This is a genomic window from Arthrobacter sp. E3 (assembly GCF_017353415.1).
Lineage (GTDB): Bacteria > Actinomycetota > Actinomycetes > Actinomycetales > Micrococcaceae > Specibacter.
Genome location: NZ_JAFMPX010000012.1, coordinates 15,470 through 34,969 on the forward strand (window position 1 = coordinate 15,470; position 19,500 = coordinate 34,969).

At 63.0% G+C, this 19,500-nt stretch carries 20 protein-coding genes; 5 read left to right on the forward strand and 15 right to left on the reverse strand.

What is annotated here, in order from left to right:
- Nucleotides 1-89 precede the first annotated feature (89 nt).
- The 9 genes from JMA46_RS07200 to JMA46_RS07240 form a co-directional block, all read right to left on the reverse strand.
- Entirely contained in the window at nt 90-380 is a 291-nt protein-coding gene (locus JMA46_RS07200; RefSeq protein ID WP_207344663.1) for a UPF0158 family protein, read from the reverse strand.
- A gap of 323 nt (nt 381-703) precedes the next feature.
- A complete protein-coding gene (locus tag JMA46_RS07205; protein ID WP_207344664.1) occupies nt 704-1,888 on the reverse strand; it encodes an acyl-CoA dehydrogenase family protein in 1,185 nt (394 codons plus the stop codon).
- Nucleotides 1,885-2,562 (reverse strand): M23 family metallopeptidase, encoded by a 678-nt coding sequence (locus tag JMA46_RS07210; RefSeq protein ID WP_247647129.1) that lies wholly within the window; start codon nt 2,560-2,562, stop codon nt 1,885-1,887. Before JMA46_RS07210 ends, JMA46_RS07205 begins: the two co-directional genes overlap by 4 nt.
- Nucleotides 2,563-2,613: 51 nt before the next feature.
- Nucleotides 2,614-3,762, reverse strand: coding sequence for a hypothetical protein (locus JMA46_RS07215; protein ID WP_207344666.1), 1,149 nt, complete (start codon nt 3,760-3,762; stop codon nt 2,614-2,616).
- Between the two features lie 96 nt (nt 3,763-3,858).
- A complete protein-coding gene (locus JMA46_RS07220) occupies nt 3,859-4,242 on the reverse strand; it encodes an RNA-binding S4 domain-containing protein (RefSeq protein ID WP_207344667.1) in 384 nt (127 codons plus the stop codon).
- A gap of 58 nt (nt 4,243-4,300) precedes the next feature.
- Entirely contained in the window at nt 4,301-5,302 is a 1,002-nt protein-coding gene (locus JMA46_RS07225) for a sugar phosphate isomerase/epimerase family protein (protein ID WP_207344668.1), read from the reverse strand.
- 4 nt (nt 5,303-5,306) lie between these two features.
- Entirely contained in the window at nt 5,307-6,521 is a 1,215-nt protein-coding gene (locus tag JMA46_RS07230; protein WP_207344669.1) for a Gfo/Idh/MocA family oxidoreductase, read from the reverse strand.
- 9 nt (nt 6,522-6,530) lie between these two features.
- Nucleotides 6,531-7,637 carry a Gfo/Idh/MocA family oxidoreductase gene (locus tag JMA46_RS07235; protein ID WP_207344670.1) on the reverse strand — a complete coding sequence of 369 codons (1,107 nt, stop codon included), beginning with the start codon at nt 7,635-7,637 and terminating at the stop codon, nt 6,531-6,533.
- Nucleotides 7,638-7,643: 6 nt separating this feature from the next.
- Nucleotides 7,644-8,378: a TIM barrel protein gene (locus JMA46_RS07240; protein WP_207344671.1), complete on the reverse strand. Its 735-nt coding sequence runs from the start codon at nt 8,376-8,378 to the stop codon at nt 7,644-7,646.
- Nucleotides 8,379-8,518: 140 nt separating this feature from the next.
- Here JMA46_RS07240 and JMA46_RS07245 point away from each other — a divergent pair, with 140 nt between their 5' ends.
- From JMA46_RS07245 to JMA46_RS07265, 5 genes are all read left to right on the forward strand, one after another.
- Entirely contained in the window at nt 8,519-9,760 is a 1,242-nt protein-coding gene (locus JMA46_RS07245; protein ID WP_207344672.1) for an ROK family protein, read from the forward strand.
- Nucleotides 9,757-10,815 (forward strand): LacI family DNA-binding transcriptional regulator, encoded by a 1,059-nt coding sequence (locus JMA46_RS07250; RefSeq protein WP_207344673.1) that lies wholly within the window; start codon nt 9,757-9,759, stop codon nt 10,813-10,815. Before JMA46_RS07245 ends, JMA46_RS07250 begins: the two co-directional genes overlap by 4 nt.
- A gap of 319 nt (nt 10,816-11,134) precedes the next feature.
- Nucleotides 11,135-12,445 carry a sugar ABC transporter substrate-binding protein gene (locus JMA46_RS07255; protein ID WP_210768626.1) on the forward strand — a complete coding sequence of 437 codons (1,311 nt, stop codon included), beginning with the start codon at nt 11,135-11,137 and terminating at the stop codon, nt 12,443-12,445.
- Nucleotides 12,446-12,545: 100 nt separating this feature from the next.
- Nucleotides 12,546-13,523, forward strand: a complete 978-nt coding sequence (locus tag JMA46_RS17625) for a sugar ABC transporter permease (RefSeq protein ID WP_303386991.1) — start codon at nt 12,546-12,548, stop codon at nt 13,521-13,523.
- Nucleotides 13,516-14,355: an ABC transporter permease subunit gene (locus JMA46_RS07265; protein WP_207344675.1), complete on the forward strand. Its 840-nt coding sequence runs from the start codon at nt 13,516-13,518 to the stop codon at nt 14,353-14,355. Before JMA46_RS17625 ends, JMA46_RS07265 begins: the two co-directional genes overlap by 8 nt.
- 103 nt (nt 14,356-14,458) lie before the next feature.
- Here the strand turns inward: JMA46_RS07265 and JMA46_RS17130 are convergent, their stop codons facing one another.
- From JMA46_RS17130 to aceA, 6 genes are all read right to left on the reverse strand, one after another.
- Nucleotides 14,459-14,626, reverse strand: coding sequence for a PDZ domain-containing protein (locus JMA46_RS17130; protein ID WP_348770088.1), 168 nt, complete (start codon nt 14,624-14,626; stop codon nt 14,459-14,461).
- Nucleotides 14,605-14,892, reverse strand: a complete 288-nt coding sequence (locus JMA46_RS17135) for a trypsin-like peptidase domain-containing protein (RefSeq protein WP_348770085.1) — start codon at nt 14,890-14,892, stop codon at nt 14,605-14,607. Before JMA46_RS17135 ends, JMA46_RS17130 begins: the two co-directional genes overlap by 22 nt.
- Nucleotides 14,893-15,060: 168 nt before the next feature.
- On the reverse strand, nt 15,061-15,339 hold the full coding sequence (locus tag JMA46_RS17145) for a hypothetical protein (protein ID WP_247647133.1): 279 nt from the start codon (nt 15,337-15,339) through the stop codon (nt 15,061-15,063).
- A gap of 74 nt (nt 15,340-15,413) precedes the next feature.
- The gene (locus JMA46_RS07275; protein WP_207344676.1) at nt 15,414-16,121 is read right to left on the reverse strand and encodes a DsbA family oxidoreductase; all 708 of its coding nucleotides are present in this window, start codon (nt 16,119-16,121) and stop codon (nt 15,414-15,416) included.
- 242 nt (nt 16,122-16,363) lie between these two features.
- On the reverse strand, nt 16,364-18,028 hold the full coding sequence (gene aceB, locus JMA46_RS07280) for a malate synthase A (protein ID WP_207344677.1): 1,665 nt from the start codon (nt 18,026-18,028) through the stop codon (nt 16,364-16,366).
- An 80-nt stretch (nt 18,029-18,108) separates the two neighbouring features.
- Nucleotides 18,109-19,431 (reverse strand): isocitrate lyase, encoded by a 1,323-nt coding sequence (aceA, locus tag JMA46_RS07285; protein ID WP_207344678.1) that lies wholly within the window; start codon nt 19,429-19,431, stop codon nt 18,109-18,111.
- Between the last annotated feature and the right edge of the window lie 69 nt (nt 19,432-19,500).

Genomic DNA, 19,500 nt, shown 5'->3' on the forward strand with positions numbered 1-19,500 from the left:
AGGCGCAAGAGGTGACAAACGTTGATTGTTGCCCAGTTGCTATTCGGTGCGTGGACCGATGTGAGGCGCTCGTGACCTGGTTGGCGGTACTAGTTCTCGGCGTCGAGCTTGAGCAAGGCCGCGTCGGCTTCCAAGAAGTCAACCAGGCCGTTGTCCCGAAGCCATTCGATGGATCGAACAGTCATGACTTTGTCATGGAACGTGTACCACTGGGGCAATAAGTCCGGGATTTGGTGGACTGCGTTCTTGAAATGTCGGAACGGTTTGCTGCGCTCGATTGCGTGGGTGAGCTGGTCCCGGTTGCTGCTCTCCGCAACGGTGGCGATGAACCTCTCCATGTCCCTGAATGCCTCGTAGGAATCGATGGTGTCGATGCGCACACCATCACGGCTACCACATCCCAGCCTTCGGTCTCAGCTTCATCGGCCACTCCTTCGGCCCACAGTTCAATGCTGCCATTGGCAGGATCCACCCAAAAGAATGTTTCATAATCCTCGAAGTGGTTTTCCAGCGCCATGGCCAGCTGTTCAAGATCGAATTTCTCCAAAGGCAACATGGCAGGACTCCTTAGGGCGGTACTTGAAATCTTGGGATGCCTAGGACACCAATGTTTCTCCTCGGCGCGGAATAAGGCAAGGGGCGGTTGGCGCGCGAATCACTGGCACCCGAATCGCCGGCACCCGAATGCTGGCGGTTCCTGGTGCTAGTGGAAGGCCCGAATGCCGGTGATGTGGTTGCCCAGGATCAACGTGTGGACTTCATCCGTGCCTTCGTAAGTGCGCACCGACTCAAGATTGTTCGCGTGGCGCAACGGCGAATGATCCAAGGTGATGCCGTTGCCACCCAAAATTGAACGAGCCTCGCGGCAAATGCCGATGGCTTCACGGCAGTTGTTCAACTTGCCCAGCGAGATGGCCTCCGCAGTCAGCGTCCCGGCGTCCTTCATCCGGCCAGTGTGGATGGCAAGCAGGGTCCCCTTCTGGATCTCCATCAGCATATTGACAAGTTTTTGCTGGGTGATTTGGTAGGAAGCCAGCGGTTTGCCGAACTGCAACCGCTCCAAGGAGTACGCCAAGGCGGCCTCGTAGCTGTCGCGGGCAGCACCCATGACACCCCAAACGATCCCGAACCGTGCCTCGTTCAGGCAGGAAAACGGACCACGAAGCCCCCTGGCGCCTGGAAGCAGGGCCTCGTCAGGCAGACGCACATCCTCCAGATGAACATCGCATTGGATGGAGGCCCGCATGGACAGCTTGGCGTCGATCGGAACTGCTGAAAAGCCTGGCGTGTCCGTCGGCACCAGGAAGCCGCGCACGCCGTCGTCCGTTTGCGCCCAAATCACCGCAACGTGGGCAATGGAGGCCATCCCAATCCACCGCTTGGCCCCGTTGATCACCCAGTCCGTGCCGTCGCGCCGGGCAAAGGTGGCCATGGCTGACGGGTCGGAACCTGCTGTGGGCTCCGTCAATCCGAAGCAGCCGATGATGCGGCCCTGCGCCATGCCCGGCAGGTAACGGTTCTTCTGCCCTTCCGTACCCCATTTGTGGATGGCACTCATGGCCAGGGAACCTTGCACACTGACAAACGTACGCAGGCCAGAGTCGCCGGCTTCCAGCTCCATGGCGGCAATTCCATATTCGACGGCGGAGCGTCCCGGGCAGCCGTATCCGGAAAGGTGCATGCCCAGCAAGCCCAGCGCCCCCAGTTCCGCCGCAATCTCCACAGGAAAGACGGCGTCCTCGTACCAGACTGCGATGTTAGGCCGGATCCGTACGTCGACAAAGTCCCGGACCTTCTCGCGAAGGGCCAGCTCATCGGCGGTGAGCAGGGCGTCCAGGTGGAGCACATCGGAGTGGCTGGCGTTCGGGGCAGGAATTGGGGTGTTCATGGTTTGTCTCCGGGGGTTGGCTGAGGCTTCTGGAAGCTGGAACTGGCGAACGGCTCGACAACTGAGCCTTCTGCCGGCATGCCCACAGTGACGTTGCGGGACTCTTTCGCGCCGCGGGGCCATTCGCGGAAGTGGCGAAACCTCATGGGAATGCCGCGGGCTGTGGTGAGGTCCAGGCTGTCCATGAGCTGGATGTGCACGTGTGGCTGAGTGGAGTTTCCCGAGTTGCCGCACTGACCCAGCCGTTGTCCCGTGGCAACCGCATCCCCTGCCGAGACAATCAGAGAACCCTCACGCAGGTGAACCACGGCAAGGTATCCGGCTCTGTCGGGCAGCTCGATAATGACGTGGTTGCCAGCGATGGCGGCAGTGCCTTGGCGAAGACGCCCCGCCTGGCCTAGGGCATATGGCAGCAGGGCGAGCTGCGAACGCCGGGCAGCGTGGTCGGGTTCGCCGTCGTGCACAGCCACGACGACGCCCGCTGCCGGAGCCAGAATGTTCCGGCCAAAACCTAGAAACAGCTCTGGTGGTTCAGTGGCGAAGAACGTGCGCCAATCCCGACGACGGGCTGTCCGCCGCTGCCGGTCCACGGCGACGAAATCGATGGCGTGGCTGGCGCCGAGCAGCTCAGTGCCATGGCTTGGAATGCGACGGGCAGGGCTGTTTTGCGCCAACCATAGACCCTCGAACGGGAGAGCAAGGAGGACCACATCAGCCAACGGACATCACCACTGGCTCCGAGTGGTTCGAGTCAAAGAATTCAGGATGGCGGCGTGACTGGTGGTGCCATAGGACACGATGTCATCCCGGCCCACGATCCGGCGAAGAACGCTGTCCATGGTGGGCACATCATTGTCGAACGCCGTGTGTGTGGTGGCGGCAGTGCGCGAATCCAATGGACCCGACGCGGTCACGGACCACGCAGCCTCCGCAAGGCCGGTATCTGGGAAGGTCTTGAACAGTGCGTCCAGCTCAGGGTCGTTGAACACGGACTGCTGGAGGCCCACAATGGGTGTTCCTGGAACGGGGTCCAAAGCGTTCTGGATCAAATAGAGCAGTGACTTGCGATACAGCCCAAACGTGGTGTCGGTCAATGCCACCTCCTCCTGCATGCCGAACAACGCAAGGGATTTGATGCCCGTGCCCAGTAAAGGTGCCAAGCTGTTTTTGAAGGAGTCAGTGCTCAGGGAAGGGACCAACAGGCTGCACGTTTTGAATGCGGCACCGCCGTCCTGGACTACGTTCGGCACAAAATATCGGTGGAAGTTGGCACCTGCACTGAACCCGGCTGCATGGATGGTGACTGGTTCAGCCGCGAGGTAGGCCCGGAGTGCCTGCGCCACATAGGTTCCACCGCCTTCGGGCTCCGACGCCCGGCGGGCGTTGTCCTTCATCGCCGTCCATACGGCAGGCCCGCCGATGGACCGCAGCAGGTTTTCAATGAGCCGGTCGGTGAAATCGGCGGCGGAGGCAGGGTCGGCAATGGTCCGCTCCTGCTGTGCCAGTTCCCCGAGATGGTCTGCCAGCAGGTCGCCGAGTGTGGCCAGGAAGCCTGAATGCCACACGAAATGGATGGGGTAGACGCCGTTGGCCAGCCACCAGGGAATGTTGCGTTGGGCGTATTTCAGCGCAGAATCTTCACTGACCAAACCACCGTGGGCCCAAAAGACCACCTGAACCGGCCCTGATCCTTGACTCCGTGCGAACGCCGGAAGGTGTGTGGAGAAGATGGCGTCCACATCCGCCTTGGTGGTGTTGAGTTTTGCTGTGGTGGCAAACTTTCCATTCTGAAGTTCCACCACGTGGGGCCGCAGCGCATCGAGTTCATCCGTGTCCAGCCGCGTGGTGACGGCTTTTTCGTCGTCAGGTCCCATGGCGGCCTCCTTATGGCACGGTGCTCTGTTGTTGCCATGTTTGCCGTGCCGCGGTGTGCTGTCAAGGGGATGACGTTGGATGGCGTAACGCTCCCGTCACTGGTCTCCGCGCAGCTTGTCCATGTCGCGGCGGTCCTTTTTGGTGGGCCTTCCGGTGCCGCGGTCACGCTGGGGCAGGCCCAGGGCGGGCAGCACGGGGCGCGGGGGAGTGTGGTCAGTGAAGCAGTGTGAAGCTGCTTCGGCGCCCACACGCTTGTTGATGAGCTGGCGGACTTCCAGGATGCGGTCGTAGCCGGGCTGGCGGACACGGATGGTGTCGCCGGGAACCACGGTGTGGGAGGCCTTGGCGTTGACGTCGTTGAGCTTTACGTGGCCGGCACGGCAGGCCGCCGTGGCCATGGACCGTGTTTTGTAGGCGCGGATCGACCACAACCACGCGTCTATGCGGACCGAGGCCGGTGCGTTCTTTGGAATACTCATGGTGAGTTCCACTCTAGCTTCGAGCGGGAGCAGACAGGCTCGATCACCGACCGCAGTGTCAGTTCTGGTTGCTGAAGGCGGCGTCGAAGGAGAGCTCCGATGGGGAGAAGTTGAACTTTTTCAGTGCGGCCAAGGCTTCCGGTGCGCCCTGCAGCCTGTCCATGCCGGCGTCCTCCCACTCGATGGAGATCGGGCCGTCGTAGCCGATGGCCGTGAGGGCGCGGAACGCAGATTCCCAAGGCACGTCGCCGCGGCCCGCGGAAACAAAGTCCCAACCGCGGCGCGGGTCGCCCCACGGCAGGTGGGATCCCATGACGGTGTTCCGCCCGGTCAGGCGCATCTTCGTGTCCTTGCAGTCCACGTGGTAGATCCTGTCCTTGAAATCCCAGATGAAGGAGACCGGATCAATGCCCTGCCACATGAAGTGCGACGGATCCCAGTTCAGCCCAAACGCCTTTCGATGCCCAATGGCCTCCAGCGACCGAACGGTGGTCCAGTAGTCGTAGGCGATCTCGGAAGGGTGCACCTCGTGGGCGAAGCGCACGCCGCATTCGTCAAAGACGTCCAGGATGGGGTTCCAGCGGTCGGCAAAGTCCTGATAGCCGGCGTCGATGACGGCTTCCGGCACCGGCGGGAACATGGCCACGTACTGCCAGATCGAGGAGCCGGTGAAACCCACCACGGTCTTCACCCCGAGGGCCTTGGCCAGGCGCGCGGTCAATTTCATCTCCTCGGCGGCACGACGGCGTACGCCTTCCGGTTCGCCGTCGCCCCACACCTGGGTGCCGACGATGGCTTGGTGGCGGAAGTCGATCGGGTTATCGCACACGGCCTGGCCCTTGAGATGGTTGGAAATGGCCCACACCTTCAGGTTGTACTTCTCCAGCACGGCCAGCTTGCCCTCGACGTATCCGGGCTCGTCCCAGCGCCAAGCATCCAAATGGTCACCTGAACAGGCGATTTCCAGCCCGTCGTAGCCCCACCCGGAAGCAAGGCGGGCCACTTCCTCGAAGGGGAGGTCGGCCCATTGGCCGGTGAACAGGGTGTAGGGGCGGGGCATGGCGTCAGTCCTTTGCAACGGGAAAAGTGGATGGGGTCTCGGCGGTCTCGGCCACCGGGGCGGGCTCGGCCACCGTGATGGTGGTTCCGCCGGCTGCGGAGGAGGCTTCGATGCCGGCCAGTACGTGCTGGACGCCAAGCCCCTCCTCGAACGACGGCGATGGGTCGGTGCCAGCGTCAATGGCCAGCAGGAAGTCGCGGATCTGGTGGGTGAAACTGTGCTCCCAGCCAAGCACATGCCCCTGTGGCCACCACCCGGAAATATAGGGGTGCTCCGGCTCGGTGACGAGGATCCGGCGAAAACCCTGCACCTCGATGGGCTCCGTGCCGTTGAGGAAGTACAGCTCGTTGGGGCTCTCCAGATTGAAAGTGAGCGAGCCTTCAGTGCCATACACCTCCAGGCGCAGTGCATTCTTCTGCCCCAGGGCCACGCGGGACACCTCCACGCTGGCCACCGCGCCGCCAGTCATGAACAGGGTGGCCCAGGCGGCGTCGTCGACCGTCACCGGCTCCGGTCCGTCCGGTCCGGGACGCTCGTTGACAAAGGTGTGCAACCGGCCGGAAACCTCCGTCACGGTGTCCCCGAGCAGGTGCTGCACTTGGTCGACGGCGTGGGAAGCGATGTCGCCCAGGGCACCGGAGCCTGCGGTTTCCCTGCGCAGCCGCCACGTCATGGGGGCCTCCCCGTCCGCGAGCCAGTCCTGCAGATACGACGCACGGACCTGCCGGATGGTGCCCAGCCGACCGTCCGCGATGAGCTGGCGGGCCAGGGCCAGCGCGGGCAGTCGCCGGTAGTTGAAGCCCACCATGGAGCGGACTCCGGACAAGCGGGCCGCTTGGGCGGCGGCCACCATGGACTCGGACTCGGCCAGGGTGTTGGCCAGCGGCTTTTCCACCAGCACGTGCTTGCCTGCTGCGAGGGCCGCCGTTGCCATTTCAGCGTGCAGCCAGCCCGGAGCGCAAATATCCACGATGTCTATATCGTCCCGTGCGATGACGTCCCGCCAGTCGGTCGCGGACTCGCTCCAACCGTACTTCCGCGCAGCCGCCGCCACGGCTTCCGCGTGCCGGCCTACAAGAACCTTTTGTTCAAAAGCCGGTACGTCGAAGTGGTTGGCGACGGTGCGCCAGGCGTTGGAGTGCGCTTGGCCCATGAATGCATAGCCGATGGCGGCGACGCCGAGCGGACGCTTCGATTCGGAGGGCTGGGGGGAGGTCATCAAGGGGTCCTAGAGGGTTGCTTCGGTGGGGTCCCAGCTGGCTGGCAGCGGTGCCGAGGCCGGGGCTGTGCTGTTGACGGCCACAAATTTGCCGCTTTCCACTGATTCGGAGATTGACACCATGGCGTCCAGCACGTGGTACGCGAGCTCGCCGGGTGCCCGGTGCGGAACGCCGGCACGGATGGCTCGGGCCATGTCCAGCACGCCCATGCCGCGCCCGTTCTCGGCTCCTTCGCAGGGGATCGTAGTCCAGTCTTCCTCGCCGCGCCTGCACAGCCGGATGTCGCCGTCGAAGTTGTTGGGGTCCGGCAGCGAGATGGTGCCCTCGGTACCGGTGATTTCCACAAAACCCATGCGGGCCCGGGGAGACTCGAAGCTGAACACGCTGTGCGAGGAGGCGCCGGAGGCAAACTGCGCGATGGCGCTCACGTGGGTGGGAACTTCGACGTCGAACACCTCGCCTTCCTTGGGGCCGGAGCCGATGGTGCGGGTGGGGAAGGCGGTGTTGCCGACGGCGGCCACTTTGGTGATGGGGCCAAATGTCTGGACCAGGGCGGTTAGGTAGTACGGGGCCATGTCAAAGAGCGGGCCGGCACCTGCCTGGAATAGGAACGCCGGGTTCGGGTGCCAGGATTCGGGGCCGGGGGACTGGAACATGGTCAGTGCCGTCTGCGGTGTACCGATTTCCCCGGCGTCGATCAGGCGGCGGGCGGTTTGCAGGCCGGCACCCAGGAAAGTGTCCGGGGCGCAGCCGAGACGCACGCCGGTGGCCGCTGCTTCCTGCAGCAGACCGAGGCCGCTTTCACGGTCCAGCGAGAAGGGCTTCTCGGTCCACACGTGCTTGCCAGCGCGCACGGCCGCCAAGGCAACCTCCACGTGTGCTGCCGGGATGGTCAGGTTGACGACGATCTCCGCACCGGGGTGCTCGAGTGCCGCATCAACGCCGCCGGAGGCTTCGATGCCGTATTCCGTGGCACGGGCTGCCGCGGCCTCCTCAAAGAGGTCTCCGATGACAAGCACCTTCACGTCGGGGAACGTGGTCAGGTGGTCCAGGTACTGCTTGCTGATGTTCCCAGCTCCAATGACGGCGACGCCGACGGGTCCCTTCGTGGGCATGGCGGTTCAGGCCTTTCCGTTGTTCAGGTAGGCAAGGCTCTCGGCGATGCCCTCAAAGATGTCCCCGGCGTAGTCGTCAAATTCCACGACGCCGGTCTCCAGCGAGCTTGCGGCGTCCAGAACGTCCCAGATGGCGACCCTGCCATGGCCAGCGGGGAGCTGGTCAAGGTTTTCGGTGGTCAGCGGGCCGTCCTTGATGTGGATGAACTTCACCCGGTCCCCGAGACGCCGCAGTAGGGCGGCGGGATCCTGCCCGCCCACGGCCGCCCAGTAGGTGTCCACCTCGAGCACCAACTCAGGATCGAGGAGGGATTCGAAGTACTCCAGGGCAGTGGTGCCGTTGATTTTGGACTCCAACTCCCACGCGTGGTTGTGGTAGCCAACGCGGATGCCGTACCCGGCGCCCTTCCGTGCCGCGGCGTTCAGCCCTGCGGCCGTCTTTTCAATGTTGGCGGCGTCCTGCCACCGCTCGGCCGGGATGAACGGGTCGATGACAGTGGTGATGCCCAACTTCTTGGCGGCGGCGAAGATCTCATCCTGGTCTTCGGCCAGCAGGGGTGCGTGGCCGGAGGGAGCGCTGATTCCGTGGGCGGCAAAGGCCTCGGCAAGGGCGTCGGCGGTGGCCACGAAGTTGTAGGGCTCCACCTGGGTGAAACCAATCTCCGCGATGCGGGCGATGGTTCCGGGCAGGTCCTCCTCGAGGGGCCTGCGCACGGTGTACAGCTGCAGGGAATACGTCACTGTGAATCTCCTGAAAAAGTTGCGGACGGGGTGTTCCATTTCAACTTAGGGGAACTTATGACGAGCGTCAAGCAAAAGTTGCCGGCGAATCAACATTTTTAGGAATTGTCAGAATAGAAGCCGTGTGTTATTTATTGTGAATGCCGAAGACATCAGCCCCGAACCGTTCCGCGCAGGCCACCCCCAGCAGTTCCGTCGGTTCCAACGGGGTGGGTGTCTCGCGTGCGGGGGACGTGTTCCAGCTGTTGCGCGACGGTCACGCCAGGACCCGCGCGGAACTTGCGGACATCACCGGCCTTGCCCGTTCCACCGTGGCTGCCCGCATCGACGCCCTGGCGGCGGCGGGCTTGATTGGCCCGGCAGGGGAGGCCGTCTCCTCCGGTGGCAGGCCGCCGTCGCGCTTTGCCTTTCAGCCCGCCACGAGGGTGATCCTGGCCGTCGACATCGGCGCCACGCACGTGCTGCTCGGCCTAACCGACCTCAGTGGCAAGCTGCTGTGCGAAATGCGTGAACACATTGACGTCGCCACCGGCCCCGTCCCCGTGCTCGACGCGGTCCTTGACCATTGCGCGCAGCTGCTGGCTCAGGCCGGGCGCCACGCCAGCGAACTGGCGGGGATCGGGATCGGGCTGCCCGGGCCGGTGGAACACTCCACCGGCCGTCCGGCGAGCCCGCCCATCATGCCCGGCTGGGACAGCTTTGACGTGCCCGAGTACGTTCAGCGACGGTTCAGGACGGACGTCCTGGTTGACAATGACGTGAACATCATGGCGCTGGGCGAGCGCGCCGCATTCTGGCCCGACGCCGAGAACCTGCTGTTCATCAAGGTCGCCACGGGTGTCGGCGCCGGCATCATCAGTGGCGGGCTGCTGCAGCGTGGCGCCGACGGCACAGCCGGGGACATTGGCCACATCCGCGTTCCGCGAGGGGCCAACGTACTCTGCCGGTGCGGGAACCACGGCTGCCTGGAGGCCATGGCTTCCGGACCCGCCGTGGCAGCCGCCCTCGCCGCGGGTGGAGTTCCCGCCGTCACCGGCGAGGACGTGCTGGATTTGGCCCGACGTGGCAATTTGGCGGCAATCTCGGCCATGCGCCAAGCAGGACGCGACGTCGGCGAGGTGCTGGCGGCCTGCGTCAACCTGCTCAATCCCTCCATTATCGTCATTGGCGGGGGCCTCTCCTCGGCTGGCGAGTACCTGCTGGCCGGGGTCCGGGAGATCGTCTATCAGCGCTCGCTACCGCTGGCCACCGCACGGCTGCGGATCGTCCAATCCATGGCCACCGACCACGCCGGAGTGCTCGGCGCAGGGCAGATGGTCATAGACCACGTGCTGGCCGCGTCCGGAGTGGAACGACTCCTGGCCGAACAACAGGCGTCATGACGGACACGGCCGGAAAAGTCACTATCAAGGGGCTCGCCGAGCGCCTCGGCATGTCCAAGGCGTCGGTTTCCTACGCACTCAACGGCCAGCCCGGGGTCAGTGATGCGACTCGTGCCCGTGTCCTGGCGCTGGCCGCGGAACTTGGCTGGTATGCCAGTTCCAGCGCCCGTGCGCTGTCCCAATCCCGCAGCGACGCCGTCGGGATCGTGCTGGCCCGCTCGCCCGAGGAAGTCGGCTCGGAGTCGTTTTACATGAACGTGCTGGCAGGTATCGAGGCCGTGCTCAGCGACCATGACATGAACCTGATGCTGCGCATGGTGGCACCCGGGCCCGAGCCGCGCCGCGACTTGGGCGTTTACCGGCGCTGGGCCGGGGAGCGGCGCGTGGACGGCGTCATTGTCTTTGACCACACCGTCGACGATCCGCGCCCGTCCATGCTGGCCGCCCTGGGAATGCCGCATGTGCTTGTGGGTGCGGCCGTGGATGCAGAACCAAGCGCCTTCGGGGCCAACACCACGGTGGATCAGGGGCGCGACGCCGGCACCGTGATGGAGGCTCTGCACCGGCTCGGCCACCGACACGTCGCCTATGTTTCCGGCCCGCAGCGGTTGACTCACGAGGCGGCCCGAGCGGCCGGGGTCCACGCCCACGCGGCACGATTGGGTATGACGGCCGCCGTCAGCCACTCGAACTACACCGCGGACGACGGCGCGAAGGCCACCATCGCCGTCGTCGCAGGCGTGGTGCCGGGGTCCGCATTGTTTCCCACCGCACTGGTCTATGGCAACGACCTCATGGCGATGGGCGGATTGCGTGCACTGAAGCAGCTTGGCCTCGCCGTGCCTGGGCAGGTGTCGGTGCTCAGCTGGGATGATTCCATCCTGTGCCAGCTTGGCTCTCCGTCCGTGGCTGCGCTTGCCCGCAACACCATGGACCTAGGGCGGAGGTCGGCCCAACTGCTGCTGGAGGCAGTTGCCGGGCATCACTGTGCCAACGCCGCCATGCCGGCAGGCGTGCTGCAGGTCAGGGAAACCCTGGCCGGAGTGCTCCCGTAACACCAAAAAATCATAACGAAGCGGTAACGATACCTCACTGCTGAACCGGTTCAGTTACGCCCGTCACAGTCTTTTGTACCTATTTTTGTTCCATCAATCCGCATGATATCAGTCATTTTGGGCATTATTGACGGGGCGGACTTCACTTTCCTGCATTCTATTCGACGGTATTCGGACGATAGTGGAGAAAATGAACCTTAACTTTTGATTGACGCTCGGCATAAGTTCATCTAGGTTTGGTTTCACGAAGGGAAATGGGCCCGCTCGAAGTGCCCCAAGAAGGATTCTGCGGGTATCCCACGACTAGGACAAGGAAGTCATGACAGTGAAAATTCGTACTTTTGCCGCAGCGGCGGCAATTGCGGCACTCGCAATCACAGCCACCGGCTGCAGCGGCGGCAACAACAACAGCCCAGCGGACGGCGGCGGCAAAACCCTCACCTACTGGGCCAGCAACCAGGGCACCAGCCTGGACAACGACAAGGAAGTGCTCACCCCGGTACTGCAAAAGTTCCAGGATGAGACAGGCGTCAAGGTGAACCTCGAGGTTATCGGGTGGAACGACCTGCAGACCCGCATCCAGACAGCTGTCACCTCCGGACAGGCCCCCGATGTGCTGAACATCGGCAATACGTGGGCGGCTTCGCTGCAGTCCACCGGCGCGTTCCTGCCGTTTGATTCGGCCGCCTTTGACGCGATCGGCGGCAAGGACAAGTTCGTGAAAACAGCCATGGACACCGGTGGTGTACCCGGACAGGATCCCACCTCGGTGCCGCTCTACGGGCTGGCCTACGGCCTGTACTACAACAAGGCCATGTTCAAGGACGCCGGTCTTACCCCGCCCACCACCTGGGAGGAAATGGCTGCCGACGCCAAGGCCCTCACCAAGGACGGCAAGTACGGATTCTCCCTGGCAGCAGGTAGTTACACGGAAAACTCACACTTCGCCTTCATCAACGCAGCCCAGAACGGTGCTGACTTCTTTGATGCCGACGGCAAGCCCACTTTCACTTCCGATGGCATTGTTGACGGTATTGCCCGGTACCTGGATCTGATGCAGACGGATAAGGCAGTCAACCCCTCCAACGCACAGTATGACAACGGCACCCAGGCCATCAATGACTTCGCCAACGGCAAGGCCGCCATGATCCTCAGCCAGAACAACGCCGACAGCTCCATCGCCTCCCAAGGAATGAAGAACGACGAGTACGGTGTGGTTGCCTTCCCCGCACCCGAAGGCGGAAAGCCGATTGCCACCATGGTGGCCGGCATCAACATGTCCATCTTCAAGAACACGAAGAACAAGGACGCCGCGCTGGAATTCGTGAAGTTCATGACCAGTGAAGCCACCCAGGCCACCCTGGACAAGTCCTTCGCTGCACTGCCCGTACTCGACGGGGTGACCCCCAGCTTCACTGACAATGCAGAGGAAGCCAAGACCTTCTCCGACATCTACTCCAACAAGTCCAAGCCCCTGCCGCTCGTGGCAGCTGAGGACCAGTTTGAGAGCACCGTCGGCAAGGCCATGAACCAGATGTTCGCCACCATCGCCTCCGGCGGCACCGTCAGCAAGGCAGACATCAAGTCCGCACTGACCACCGCGCAGCAGGCAGTGGAAGCCGCCAGCTGACACCCTTCCGCTTCAAACAGCCATGAAGGGGCGGGGCCCGCACTCCGCGGCCCCGCCCCTTCCCCTTTTCCAGTCCTCCGAAGAAAGGTGGGTGTTCGCAGTGTCTGCTTCCACCACCACCAGCAAGTCCGCCGGGGCGTCCGCCAAGGCGCCGCGGGGCGGGACCCGCAAAAACCGCCGTCCAGGCTGGTGGCTGCCGTATGCGCTGCTTGCCCCCGCAGTGGTCTTCGAGCTCGTCATCCACGTCATTCCGATGGTCACCGGCATCTGGATGAGCTTCCTCAAGCTCACCAAAATGTTTATCTCCAACTGGGGCAACGCGCCCTTCATCGGCTTCAAGAACTACGCCGTCGCACTCGACTTCAACGCGGCCGTGGGGTCGGGGCTGCTCAAATCCTTCCTCATCACCTGCGCCTTCACCATCCTGGTTGTCGCCATTTCCTGGGGACTGGGCATGGCGGCCGCCGTCGCATTGCAAAGGAAGTTCTTTGGCCGCGGCTTCTTCCGCACCCTGTTCCTTGTTCCCTACGCACTGCCCATGTATGCCGGCATCATCGCCTGGAAGTTCATGCTGCAAAAGGACAACGGCGCACTGAACCACATCTTGTATGACAACCTCGGGCTGCCGGGGGACAAGCCATTCTGGCTGATCGGCGACAACGCCTTCGCCGCCGTCGTCATTGTGGCCATCTGGCGGCTGTGGCCGTTCGCCTTCCTCATGCTCATGGCAGGGCTGCAGTCCATCCCCAACGACGTCTACGAGGCCTCCGCTGTGGATGGTGCACGGCCGCTGCGGCAGTGGTCGGCCATTACGCTGCCCATGCTCCGCCCCGTCAACATGGTCCTGCTGCTGGTCATGTTCCTGTGGACCTTCAACGATTTCAACACGCCGTTTGTACTCTTTGGCGGTTCCCAGCCACCGGCCGGCGACCTGATCTCCTTCCACATTTACAACGCCTCCTTCCTGACCTGGAACTTTGGCTCCGGCGCCGCCATGTCGGTGCTCCTGCTGCTGTTCCTGCTGGTGGTCAGCGGCATCTACCTGATCATCATGAACCGGAGGTCGCATCGTGCGTGAAACCAATCCAGCCAAGGTCTTTCGGATCGTCGTCGTCACATTCCTGACCATCTTCACCGTCATCCCCGTCTACGTCATGGTGATTTCCGGGCTGAAGCCGCTCAAGGACGTGCAGGGCGCATTTTCGTGGTGGCCAAGCACCCTGACAGTTCAGCCCTACATCGACATGTGGCAGACGGTCCCCTTGGCCAGCTACTTCGTCAACTCAGCGATTGTTGCCACCGTCGCCACGGTGCTCTCCCTGATCATTGCGATCTTCGCCTCCTACGCGATCTCCCGCTACCAGTTCCGCGGCCGCTCGCTGTTCTCCACCACGGTGCTCTCCACCCAGATGCTCCCCGGCGTGCTGTTCCTCCTGCCGCTGTTCTTGATCTTCGTGAACATCAACACGAACTTCGGCATCCAGCTGGTGGGAACGCGCACGGGCCTGATCATCACCTATCTGACGTTTTCGCTGCCGTTCTCGATCTGGATGCTTGCCGGCTACTTCGACGGCATCCCGAGAGAGCTTGATGAGGCTGCCAAGGTGGATGGGTGCGGCCCCATGCGTGCACTGCTGACGGTCATCCTTCCAGCGGCCCGCCCCGGACTGGTGGCCGTGGCCATCTACAGCTTCATGACCAGCTGGGGCGAGGTGCTGTTCGCCTCGGTCATGACAACAGATGCGAACCGAACGCTGGCTGTCGGCTTGCAGCTCTACTCGACGCAGACCAACGTGTACTGGAACCAGATCATGGCAGCCTCCGTGGTGGTCTCCATCCCGATCGTCATCGGGTTCCTTCTTCTACAGAAGAACTTTGTAGCGGGGCTGACAGCTGGGGCCGTCAAGTAGCGTGGGCCTTGGAATCGAGGGCGTGCGATGCTGGCGGCGGGCCGTGAAATTTCATGGCCCGTCGCCAGCATGGCACGCCCTCGCGTTGAACGAGGGACCGCAGCTAGGGAATAGTCCCCAACGTGACCGTGGTGGTCGCCGTCTTGCCGTTCCGGTCGTAGGTTGCCACGACCTTGTCGCCCGCCTTCCTGGCAAGTGTCACTTCGGTCAAGACGGCAATGCTGGTGGCAGGGCGGTCATCCAGCAGGGTTACGACGTCGCTGGCCTGCAGACCGGCTTGGGCGGCAGGGGGGCTGCGCTGACCCCAAAGTAGGGGTAGGCCACGGTTCCCGTGTCGATCAGCTGGTCGGTGATGCGTGCGGCCAGGCCGATGGGAACGGCAAAACCAATTCCAACGCTGCCGCCCCCTGGAGTGCCGTCCGGCCCTGGCACCGTGGAGATGGCCGTGTTGATGCCGATCAGCTTCCCCGCACAGTCAACCAGCGCGCCGCCGGAGTTTCCCGGGTTGATGGACGCATCGGTCTGGATGGCGCCCACCAAGGTGGCGGTGGTGGTCTCGTCACCGGGAACGGTTTCTCGGCGGTTGCCCTGAGCGCGGCAAGATCCGACTTCGGATCGCGTCCCACCAACTCCACCACGGAACTGTGGCCGTCGCTGAAGAGGACATCAATGGTGCCAGCCGTTGCCGCAGCGGCAATAACGTGGTTATTGGTCAGGATGCATACTTCCTTCCTGACCATCACGGCACTGCCGACGCCGGGCAGCGTCGCCACTGCGGATGGAAACGGTGACGACGCCGGGCAGCACACCTTGGGCGACTTCCGTGGCATCACAGCTGCCCGCGGCAAAGGAAGCCGGGCACACCAAAAGAGAGGTGATCCACCCGCCAGCCAGTCCTGCCACCAGGGCCAGGACCGCTACACCGGAAATGATGGACGAGAGCGACAAGCGCCGGAGCCAGGGGGTGCTTTGAGCAGAGCGCACGGAATACTCCGATTAGGACAAGTGCCAAGGCGATGGAAACCTCATGCTGCGGCACCCTGCAACAAAAAAATCGTCTAGATGGCGCAGCCGTCCGGGCCGCAGGCCTCGGCGGAATCTGCTCCATTGGCGTTGACCATGGTGAGCGGGTTGGCTTCCAGCCACGCCTGCTCCAGTGCCTGCGTGAATACATCGGCTGGCTGGGCTCCGGAGATGCCGTACTTCCTGTCGATGACGAAGAACGGAACACCGGTAACACCGAGGGCGCGGGCTTCGGCAAAGTCGTGCCGGACATCGTCTGCGTACTTGTCGGTATCCAGGGCCTCGATAATATCGACGGCGGACAAACCAGCTGCGGTGCCGATGCGCACCAGCTCATCGCGGTTGCCAATGTCAGCCCCGTGCTCAAAGTGAGCCGAGAGCAGGGCTTCCTTGACGGCGTCGGACGTGCCGTGTGCCGCAGCCAGATGGATCAGCTGGTGGGCGTTGAAGCTGTTGGCGACCACCACGCCGTCGAACTTGTAGTGCAGGCCTTCACCCTCGGCGGCCTCCTTGACATGGCCCAGCATGCCCATGAGCTGTGCGCGGTCCATGCCCTTGCGCTCAACGAGGTAGTCGAGCTCGGTGCCGTCGTAGTGCTCGGGGAGGGTGGGATCCAACTGGTAGCTACGCCACTTCACCTCTACGGAATCCTTGTGCGGAAAAGCGTTCAATGCGGTTTCAAAGCGGCGCTTGCCAATGAAGCACCAGGGGCAGGCCACGTCGGACCAGATTTCAATCTTCATACTGGCGGAAACAGGTGTGGTGCCGCCGATATTCCGCCCAGCATTACAGGACGCAAAAAACCGAGACGGGAGCAGTCTGCAATGTTTTTATAAACATTGCAGACTGCTCCCGTCTCGATGTGGGGGTGGAGCTGAAATCACGTGGTGCTGAAGCAAAAACGGTAGTAGTGGCTGGCTGCCGGGGCCCGACGGTCGGGCCGGTAGTGGCGGCGTGTCCGGCAAGCCAGCCAAAATTGTGGAGGCTAAGCCGCTGCCAGGGCAAGCTCCCGGACCCGTGCGGGTTCCGGGGTCGGATGCAGATAGTCGGCGTAGGCCGAGAGGGTCAAAAAGGCCGGAAACTCTTCGCCAAGGGCGACGTCGCTGAAGATGTCCAACGCGTCGTCAAACCTGTCCCCATCAAAACGAGGCAGCCTGTCGAACTCCTCGCCCAGCAGCTCCAGAACCCAGTCGAAGCTGATCAGCTCGCCGGTGTCAGTGATGGCTTGGCTGTGGATCCACTGCCAGATCTGCGAGCGGGAGATTTCCGCGGTGGCGGCATCCTCCATGAGGTTGTTCAGGGCGACGGCGCCGTGGCCGCGCAGCCAGGACTCGATGTACTGGATGCCCACCCAGAGGTTGTCCCGGATGCCCTGCTCGGTAATGGTGCCCTTGGTTCCGGCAACGTCCAGCAGTGCCCGCCCGTCCAACTCCACATCCTCGCGGAGACGGTCGAGTTGGTTCGTATTCCAGCCGAGAGCCTCGTCAAAGACGTCCATGGCCACCGGAACCAGATCAGGGTGCGCAACCCAGGAACCGTCGAAGCCATCGTCAGCCTCGCGGGACTTGTCAACGCGGACCGCCTCCAAGGCGATGGCGTTGGCCTCCGGATCGCGACGGTTGGGCACGAAGTTGGACATGCCGCCAATGGCCATTGCGCCGCGGCGGTGGCAGGCACGGACCAACTGCTCGGTGTAGGCGCGCATGAACGGAGCCGTCATGGTGATCTGGTTCCGGTCAGGAAGCACGAATCGCGGGCCGCGGGTGCGGAAGTTCTTGATGACGGAGAACAGGTAGTCCCAGCGGCCAGCGTTCAGGCCAGCGGCGTGGTCACGCAGTTCGTAGAGGATCTCCTCCATTTCAAACGCTGCCGTGATGGTCTCAATCAGCACCGTGGCCCGGATGGTGCCCTGCGGGATTCCCAACAGGTCCTGGGCCTGGATGAAGATGTCATTCCACAGCCGTGCTTCCAAGTGGTTCTCAATCTTCGGCAGGTAAAAGTAAGGACCCTTGCCCTGGGCGATCAGCCGGTGGGCGTTGTGGAAGAAGAACAAACCGAAGTCCACGATGCCGCCGGCCATCGGCTTGCCGTTGATGAGCAGGTGCTTTTCCGGCAGGTGCCAGCCGCGTGGGCGGACAACGATGGTGGGCATGTGTTCGGGAGCGCCGAGACGGTATTCCTTGCCCTCGGGCGAAACGAAGTCGATGCGGCGTTCCAGTGCATCAATGAGGTTCAGCTGGCCACGGATCACGTTGCCCCACGTCGGTGTGGAGGAGTCCTCCATGTCCGCCAACCACACCTTCGCCCCGGAATTCAAGGCGTTGATGGTCATTTTTCGATCCACCGGACCGGTGATTTCCACGCGGCGGTCCTCCATCCCCGGAGCCGGGGGAGCGACGCGCCAGTGCGGGTCATCCCGGATGTGGGCGGTTTCGCGCAGGTAGTGCGGATCGATGCCGCTGGAGATCCGGCTGCGGCGGGTGCTGCGCGCTGCCAGCAGTTCCTTGCGTCGCGCCGTCGTGCTGCGGTTCAAGGCTGCAATGAAATCCAGTGCCTCAGGGGTCAGGATTTCGCCTTGGCGGTGGATGGGCGGAGCTGTCAGGGTGATGCCGTTGAACGTGATTCCGTTCAGGCTGTTCGTTGAATTCATGGGAGGGTCTCCTGTGCAAAAGTGCCGGCGGCCGGGGATCTCAACGTGCGTGATCACCCGATGCGGCCGCCGGCAAAGATTTAGTGGAACTGCTCGGCTTCTGTGGAGCCTGCCAATGCGAGGGTGCCGCTGTTGGGGTTCAGCGCTGTCGCCACCGCGTCGAAGTAGCCTGTGCCCACTTCGCGTTGGTGTTTGGTTGCGGTGTATCCGCGGTCTTCGGAGGCAAATTCGCGCTCCTGCAGTTCGACGTAGGAGCTCATGCCGTTGCGGGCGTAACCATGGGCAAGATCAAACATCGAGTGGTTCAGGGAGTGGAAGCCTGCCAGCGTGATGAACTGGAAGGTGTATCCCATCGCGCCAAGCTCACGTTGGAACTTGGCGATCGTTGCGTCGTCCAGGTGCTTTTTCCAGTTGAACGACGGCGAGCAGTTGTAGGCGAGCATCTGGTCGGGGAACTCGGCCTTGACTGCTTCGGCAAACTTTTTTGCGTGCTCCAGGTTGGGAGTGCCGGTCTCCATCCAGATCAGGTCCGAGCACGGCGCGTAGGCCAGTGCCCGGGCGATGGAGGGCTCAATGCCGTTGCGGACCTTGTAGAAACCGTCCTCGGTGCGCTCTCCCGTCAGGAACTGCTGATCGCGTTCGTCGACGTCGGAGGTGATCAAGGTGGCTGCCTCGGCGTCCGTGCGGGCAATGATGACGGAAGGGACACCGGCGACGTCGGCCGCAAGCCTTGCCGCGTTCAGCGTGCGGACATGTGACTTGGTGGGGATCAGGACCTTCCCGCCCAGGTGGCCGCACTTCTTTTCGCTGGCCAGCTGGTCTTCCCAGTGGACGCCGGATGCGCCGGAAATGATCATGGACTTCATCAGCTCGTACGCGTTCAGCGGGCCACCAAAGCCGGCCTCGGCGTCGGCCACGATCGGCACCAGCCAGTCCTCAACGCTCTGGATCCCTTCGGAGGATTCGATCTGGTCTGCCCGCAGGAGTGCGTTGTTGATACGGCGGACCACCTTGGGAACCGAGTCCACGGGGTACAGGGACTGGTCCGGGTACGTGTTGCCGTTGGAGTTGGCATCGGCGGCAACCTGCCAGCCGGAGAGGTAGATGGCCTTCAAGCCGGCCTTGACCTGCTGGACCGCTTGGTTTCCGGTCAATGCGCCCAGTGCGTTGGTGTAGCCGCCCGGCTGGGCATTGCGGAGCTGGTCCCAGAGCTTTTCCGAACCACGGCGGGCCAGGGTGTGTTCCTCGTGGACCCTGCCCTGGAGCTTCACCACATCTTCGCCCGAGTAGCTGCGCTCGATGCCGTTCCAACGAGGGTTGGCGGCCCATTCGAGTTCGAGAGCGGCGGCAGCCTGTGCGTTGTTCTGCTCCGGCGTCGTTGCGGGTTCAAATGCTGCAGTCATGGTCTCGCTCCTTGTTGTAGGCGATCTCCACACTTCTTCGTTGAAGCCTCATCGTTGAGAGTGGAGATC

Coding starts and splice junctions, on each gene's coding strand:
- JMA46_RS07205 (WP_207344664.1), bottom strand. CDS start 1,888: ATGAACACCCCAATTCCTGCCCCGAACGCCAGCCACTCCGATGTGCTC.
- JMA46_RS07215 (WP_207344666.1), bottom strand. CDS start 3,762: ATGGGACCTGACGACGAAAAAGCCGTCACCACGCGGCTGGACACGGAT.
- JMA46_RS07220 (WP_207344667.1), bottom strand. CDS start 4,242: ATGAGTATTCCAAAGAACGCACCGGCCTCGGTCCGCATAGACGCGTGG.
- JMA46_RS07225 (WP_207344668.1), bottom strand. CDS start 5,302: ATGCCCCGCCCCTACACCCTGTTCACCGGCCAATGGGCCGACCTCCCC.
- JMA46_RS07230 (WP_207344669.1), bottom strand. CDS start 6,521: ATGACCTCCCCCCAGCCCTCCGAATCGAAGCGTCCGCTCGGCGTCGCC.
- JMA46_RS07235 (WP_207344670.1), bottom strand. CDS start 7,637: ATGCCCACGAAGGGACCCGTCGGCGTCGCCGTCATTGGAGCTGGGAAC.
- JMA46_RS07245 (WP_207344672.1), top strand. CDS start 8,519: ATGCCGAAGACATCAGCCCCGAACCGTTCCGCGCAGGCCACCCCCAGC.
- JMA46_RS07250 (WP_207344673.1), top strand. CDS start 9,757: ATGACGGACACGGCCGGAAAAGTCACTATCAAGGGGCTCGCCGAGCGC.
- JMA46_RS07255 (WP_210768626.1), top strand. CDS start 11,135: ATGACAGTGAAAATTCGTACTTTTGCCGCAGCGGCGGCAATTGCGGCA.
- JMA46_RS07275 (WP_207344676.1), bottom strand. CDS start 16,121: ATGAAGATTGAAATCTGGTCCGACGTGGCCTGCCCCTGGTGCTTCATT.
- aceB (WP_207344677.1), bottom strand. CDS start 18,028: ATGAATTCAACGAACAGCCTGAACGGAATCACGTTCAACGGCATCACC.
- aceA (WP_207344678.1), bottom strand. CDS start 19,431: ATGACTGCAGCATTTGAACCCGCAACGACGCCGGAGCAGAACAACGCA.